Annotated in this window: 6 protein-coding genes; 3 read left to right on the top strand and 3 right to left on the bottom strand. The window is 65.9% G+C overall.

Annotated elements, in window-relative coordinates:
• Positions 1 to 723 (top strand): MmyB family transcriptional regulator (locus tag AC3EO7_RS37635; protein WP_435593858.1); only part of this gene is annotated, 723 nt, incomplete at its 5' end.
• 172 nt (positions 724 to 895) lie between these two features.
• Positions 896 to 1,669 (top strand): MmyB family transcriptional regulator, encoded by a 774-nt coding sequence (locus AC3EO7_RS37630; protein ID WP_435593857.1) that lies wholly within the window; start codon positions 896 to 898, stop codon positions 1,667 to 1,669.
• A gap of 474 nt (positions 1,670 to 2,143) precedes the next feature.
• Here AC3EO7_RS37630 and AC3EO7_RS37625 read toward each other — a convergent pair whose 3' ends face one another.
• Genes AC3EO7_RS37625 through AC3EO7_RS37615 form a run of 3 tightly spaced genes read right to left on the bottom strand, consistent with a single transcriptional unit; the run spans position 2,144 to position 3,228 of the window.
• Positions 2,144 to 2,338 carry a recombinase family protein gene (locus AC3EO7_RS37625; protein ID WP_435593856.1) on the bottom strand — a complete coding sequence of 65 codons (195 nt, stop codon included), beginning with the start codon at positions 2,336 to 2,338 and terminating at the stop codon, positions 2,144 to 2,146.
• Positions 2,339 to 2,364: 26 nt separating this feature from the next.
• Positions 2,365 to 2,574 carry a hypothetical protein gene (locus AC3EO7_RS37620; RefSeq protein WP_435593855.1) on the bottom strand — a complete coding sequence of 70 codons (210 nt, stop codon included), beginning with the start codon at positions 2,572 to 2,574 and terminating at the stop codon, positions 2,365 to 2,367.
• Positions 2,575 to 2,622: 48 nt separating this feature from the next.
• Positions 2,623 to 3,228, bottom strand: coding sequence for a hypothetical protein (locus AC3EO7_RS37615; protein WP_435593854.1), 606 nt, complete (start codon positions 3,226 to 3,228; stop codon positions 2,623 to 2,625).
• Positions 3,229 to 3,713: 485 nt separating this feature from the next.
• Here AC3EO7_RS37615 and AC3EO7_RS37610 point away from each other — a divergent pair, with 485 nt between their 5' ends.
• Positions 3,714 to 4,682, top strand: a complete 969-nt coding sequence (locus tag AC3EO7_RS37610) for a GNAT family N-acetyltransferase (RefSeq protein WP_435593853.1) — start codon at positions 3,714 to 3,716, stop codon at positions 4,680 to 4,682.
• Positions 4,683 to 4,711: the final 29 nt, after the last annotated feature.

Here is a 4,711-nt window from a genome sequence, read left to right as displayed (position 1 = left end):
CGCCGCAAGCTTTCTCGCCCCCGCGCCGCCGCCCACCTCCACATCAGCATGGACCTGCTCAAGAAGATCGAGCGCGGCGACGCCGGATGCACGGCGACCGTTCTGAACAACCTCGTCGCCACCTACGACCTCGATAGCGCGCAGGAACGCTACACCCGCGACCTCGCCCGCCCGCCGGTCCCGCTGCCACCGCTCGAGGAGCTGCGCGCCCGCACCCTCACCCCCGATCGTCGGGCGAAACTGGCTCGCCTGGACGAGCGCGACGTCGCCGCCGCCTACATCGATCCCCTGTGGAACCTCGTTCTCGCCAACCAGCGCTTCCGCGCGGCCCTGCCCGGCGTCGAGCAGTTCGGCGACAACATCTGCTCGTGGTTCTTCCACCCCGGGGCCACCGCCCCGACCGCCGAACACCTCGTCATCGGTCACCACAGCGCCGCCGCCTACATGGTCGCGACCATGCGCGGTGCGCTCGGGCGCCACCGCGAGGCCGCGCACGCCCGCACCCTCTACCAGGATTTGCGCGGTTCAGCCCTGTTCAGCCAGATATGGGACACCAGCATCGCCCTCGCCTACGGCCGCCGCCCTGATGACCCCGTACACCTGCGCGACCCCACCACCGGCGAGTTGTATTCGGTGCGCATCCACCTCGGCGACGCCCCAGGCTCACCCGACGCCCGATTCTGCCTGTGCTACCGACAGCCCTACACCGGGCCCGTGCCCTGACCGACTCGCTACGCCACCCCGCCGGGGCCACCTCCGAATTCCCAACCCGCACCATTGACAAGGAGTCCTCGATGACTAGCAGTCCCTCCAGCCGCGCCCGCCACCGCGATGTCGAACCTGCGGCTCGTCGTTCGCGTCCACGCGCTACCTCCGCACAGACGGGACGGTTGAGATGCAGGAAGCTCCCATTCTGGACGCGATGCCCGACTTCCACGACACGCTGGAATTCCTGCGCCTGCGTGATCGCCGCTCACGGGCGGACGTCGCCAGATCCGCCGACATCAGCACTTCCCACCTGGACAAGATCGTCGCGAATCGAATCATTCCCGGCCCCAACAGCTTCGCCAAACTGACCCACGCCTTCGACCTCGACTTCGACCAGCGCCAACATCTGCACGAACTGTGGCAACCCTCCCGAGGACTGCCACACGCCCAGGAGCTACGCCAGCGCCTCACCAGCGCGGGCGTCCAAGCCGACCTCGACGGCCTCGACACCCGCGATGTCCTTGCCGTCTACTTCGATCCCCTCCGGACCGTGCTGCACGGCAACCGGATCTTCCACCGCACGGTGCCCGGCCTCGCCGAGGCCGACAACAACTACAGCTTGTGGATGTTCTCCCCAACCGCCCGCGACAACATCGACAACTGGGAGAGCGAAATCCGCCACACCGTCGCCATCCTGCGCGGCACGTTCGGGCGATACCGCGACCTCCCCCGAGCACGATCGCTGTTCATGAAACTGCGAGCCACCCCCGACTTCTCCCGCTTGTGGGACTCCACCCCGATGCAGGTCGCCTACGAGTGTCGCCGCCTGGCCCCGATCAATCTGCGCGCACCCTGGACCAACCAACCTCGCTCGGTGAGCCTCGGGATCGGCGAATACGGTGAATCCCCCGACGTTCTCATCGGGTACGGCGTCTCCGACACACCCGCCATCGCCTGCTGAGAACACCACCTTGAACACAACCAAGACCGGGCAGGCACGGTGAGACCTGCGGGTTCCGTATCCGAACGGTCTCACCGCGCTACAGCCTCGGCGGGCAGGCAAGGCTCGACAGCCCACCGGGTCCCGGATCCCAATCCCCGACGAGACGCGAAGACCACCGTAGTGGCCTGTCCAGAGCTGTCACGGGCGATGGTGTGCCAACTCGCCAAGGAACGCACGCTCGCGGTCAAGGTGGACGACATCCAGGCGACCCCCGCGACGTGCAGATCACCGATTATTCCCCGCGCGTGGCGACGCTGCTCAAGCAGATGCCGGTCACGCGAGAGTTTCTGTTCTCGTTGGGATAACGGGTTCCAGACTGGTCGAGGGGACCGGACAAGGACACGCTGCTGGCGGCGTGTCGTGGTTTTCCGATCAGCGCTGGCCCTCACGTGAGGGCCAGCGCTTCACCGATCACGCCGCCGTGAGCCGGTCCTACTCGAGATCGGCCATGATGGTCAGGGCGGTGGACGTTCGCACCAGCCGCCACACATGACACCGCTGCCACCCGAGCCCGCCGGCCGGTTTGGGCACACCGGCCTCGGTGAGGGCGCGAGCGATCGCCGCGCAGGACCTCCCGTCGCGATACATCGCCACGACGTGCGCGAGCACGGTCACCGGGCACCGCATCGGCGCTCCAGGCCCGCGCTGGGCGCTCACTGCCGACCGCCGCGGCCGAGGACCTCGAGGAGATTACACAGCACCAGGCGGGCGCGTTCGCCCCGCTCCGTGCCGCCGAAGATCGCCACCGTCGCGGCCAACATGACTAGCACAGTGAGGACCCCGACGGGAATCAGCGCAGCGAGCACGAGGGCGAACAGATTGGGCTGGACAGTGCCCAGCAGGGAGATGACATTGTGAGGCATGAGCAGTCTCGTCCTTATGGTTCGCGAGACTGCCTGTGCGCCTAGTTGTTACGCGCGCACGGCAGACCCCGCATGTTGACATGGTTGGGTCAACATGTGGGTGTTCGGGCCGCGCGGGACTTGGCGACGCGAGGTGACGAGCCGCCCCGGCGGATCCGAGGCACGCCGATGACGAGAGCGCAGCATCGCGCGCAGCTGCGCGAGGACTTGGGCGAAGTCGTTGGCCGAGCGGCGGCGCCGCTCGGGAAGTGCTTCCTCGAGACCACGGACCTCGGCAGGTCTCGCGGGATCGATGTGGTCAGGAACCCACCAGTGCACCTCACGGAGACGGCGGTCGTAGATGGTGTCGAGGACGCTCCGCATCTGCCTGAGCAGTTGCGGTGTCCCCACTGCACGGATCGAGCTCTGGAGCGTATGCATTCCGTAAGCGCCGGAGCCCAGTACAGGGATGATGCGACGCTGCAACCTGACGGTGACCAGCTGATCGAACCGCGCGAAGTGTCCGGCCAGAGACTGCTGATACGCGAAACTCCGCTGGAGAGAGGTGTAGGCGAAGCCGAAGCCAGGTGACTCACGAAAGGCGCGACGTACCTGCGAGCGAGCTGCCAGACCCGCGCGGTTCACCGCGGGATCTCGGGAGAGCTGCTCGACCATAACCCGAGGATACGACTGCATGCGGAGCGTTCGTTAATCCGTGGCTAGCTGTCTCCGCAAACCTAACCACCGCCCCAATGCGGCCTACGCCGTCGCCGGACGAAGGACCAGACAAACGACCTGGGAGGGAACGTAGCTCATGACATACCTCCAGAAGTGGTGTAGCTGGGACGGTCGGTAGGAACGACAGAACCCCCGGACGCCTAGGGGGAGAGCCAGGCGAGTCCGGGGGTTCTGCGTTGGACGCCAGCAGCACAGGGGATTTGGGGTCACCACTGGGCGCGAAACCGAAGCTTGCTGTCCACAACCGGGATCCGCAAGCGCCGACAGCGGTGGGTTGGATCTGAACTGGAGCAGTTGGCCCCGCTCCTGGACGAGGCCCCTCATTCGTCCCGTGTCGATCTCCGATACACAGGGAACCCAGACGATATTGTGTTGCGCTGCTGGCTGGCGCTGATCAGGCTCAGGTGATGAGGGTGTGCAAAGTGGCTGCTGACGATTGGCAGCTCGTGCGTGCTGTACGTTTGCAAGCCTTACGGGAAGCCCGGTTCGGCGTTTTCGGTTCTGCGTTCGAGGTCGCATCGACGTGGAGCGAAGAGCAGTGGCATGGCTGGATGGACCGGCACACGTTCTTCATCGCCCAGCACGACGATGCGCTGGTCGGTTCAGCTGGCGGGCTTGTCGACGACGGGCAGCCCTCGCTGGTGTCGGCATGGATCCATCCAAACGCCCGCGGCACCGGCATCTCGGATGTGCTCGTCGGCGCAGTAGTCGACTGGGCACGCGCAGCCGGACACCACCGGCTAAAGCTGTGGGTTGTCGAGGACAACGACCCTGCTCGTAAGTTGTACACGCGGCTTGGATTCGGCGAGACCGGTCGGTGCAAACCGGCATTGGACGATCCTGATGTCACCGAGATCGAGATGTCGCTGCCGCTGACCTCGGGTACCAGCAACCGGGCTGTTGTCCGGCTGCGGTTGCTCGGGCCGGGCGACGAACAGCAGTTCCTGTCGGTCCGTCGTCGTCTGCACGCCGATGGGTTCACCTTCGCCAAGGACTACGGCGGACCGTGGGCTGCCTATCTCGATCGGCTCGACAGGACTCGCTGTGGCATCGACCTTGAGCCCGAGGCGGTGCCGAGCACGTTCCTGATGGCCCAGGACACCTCGGGACAGATCATCGGCAGCAGCGACATCCGCCATATGCTCACCGACAAGTTGATGCACTGGGGCGGCCATATCGGCTATGTCGTCGTCCCAGACCGACGTAGGCAAGGTGTCGCGACCGAGATTCTGCGCCAAACGCTGCCGCTGGCAAAGGATCTCGGCATCATCCGCGCCAGGATGACCTGCCGAACCGACAACCTGGCCTCCCGCCGGGTTATCACCGCCTGTGGCGGCGAGCTCGACACCATCACCAGCGACGGCATCTGCCAGTATTGGCTTACAACCTGAAGCTGGGCGGGCGGCGGATCACCGGGATC

The organism is Nocardia sp. bgisy118, from assembly GCF_057708605.1.
Note: the sequence above shows the minus strand (reverse complement) of the source record. Positions and strands in the feature narration are given on the sequence as shown.

What these genes read in the sequence shown, in the direction of transcription:
- AC3EO7_RS37620 (WP_435593855.1), bottom strand. Translation starts at nt 2,574, where the DNA reads ATGCCTCACAATGTCATCTCCCTGCTGGGCACTGTCCAGCCCAATCTG.
- AC3EO7_RS37625 (WP_435593856.1), bottom strand. Translation starts at nt 2,338, where the DNA reads ATGCGGTGCCCGGTGACCGTGCTCGCGCACGTCGTGGCGATGTATCGC.
- AC3EO7_RS37615 (WP_435593854.1), bottom strand. Translation starts at nt 3,228, where the DNA reads ATGGTCGAGCAGCTCTCCCGAGATCCCGCGGTGAACCGCGCGGGTCTG.
- AC3EO7_RS37630 (WP_435593857.1), top strand. Translation starts at nt 896, where the DNA reads ATGCAGGAAGCTCCCATTCTGGACGCGATGCCCGACTTCCACGACACG.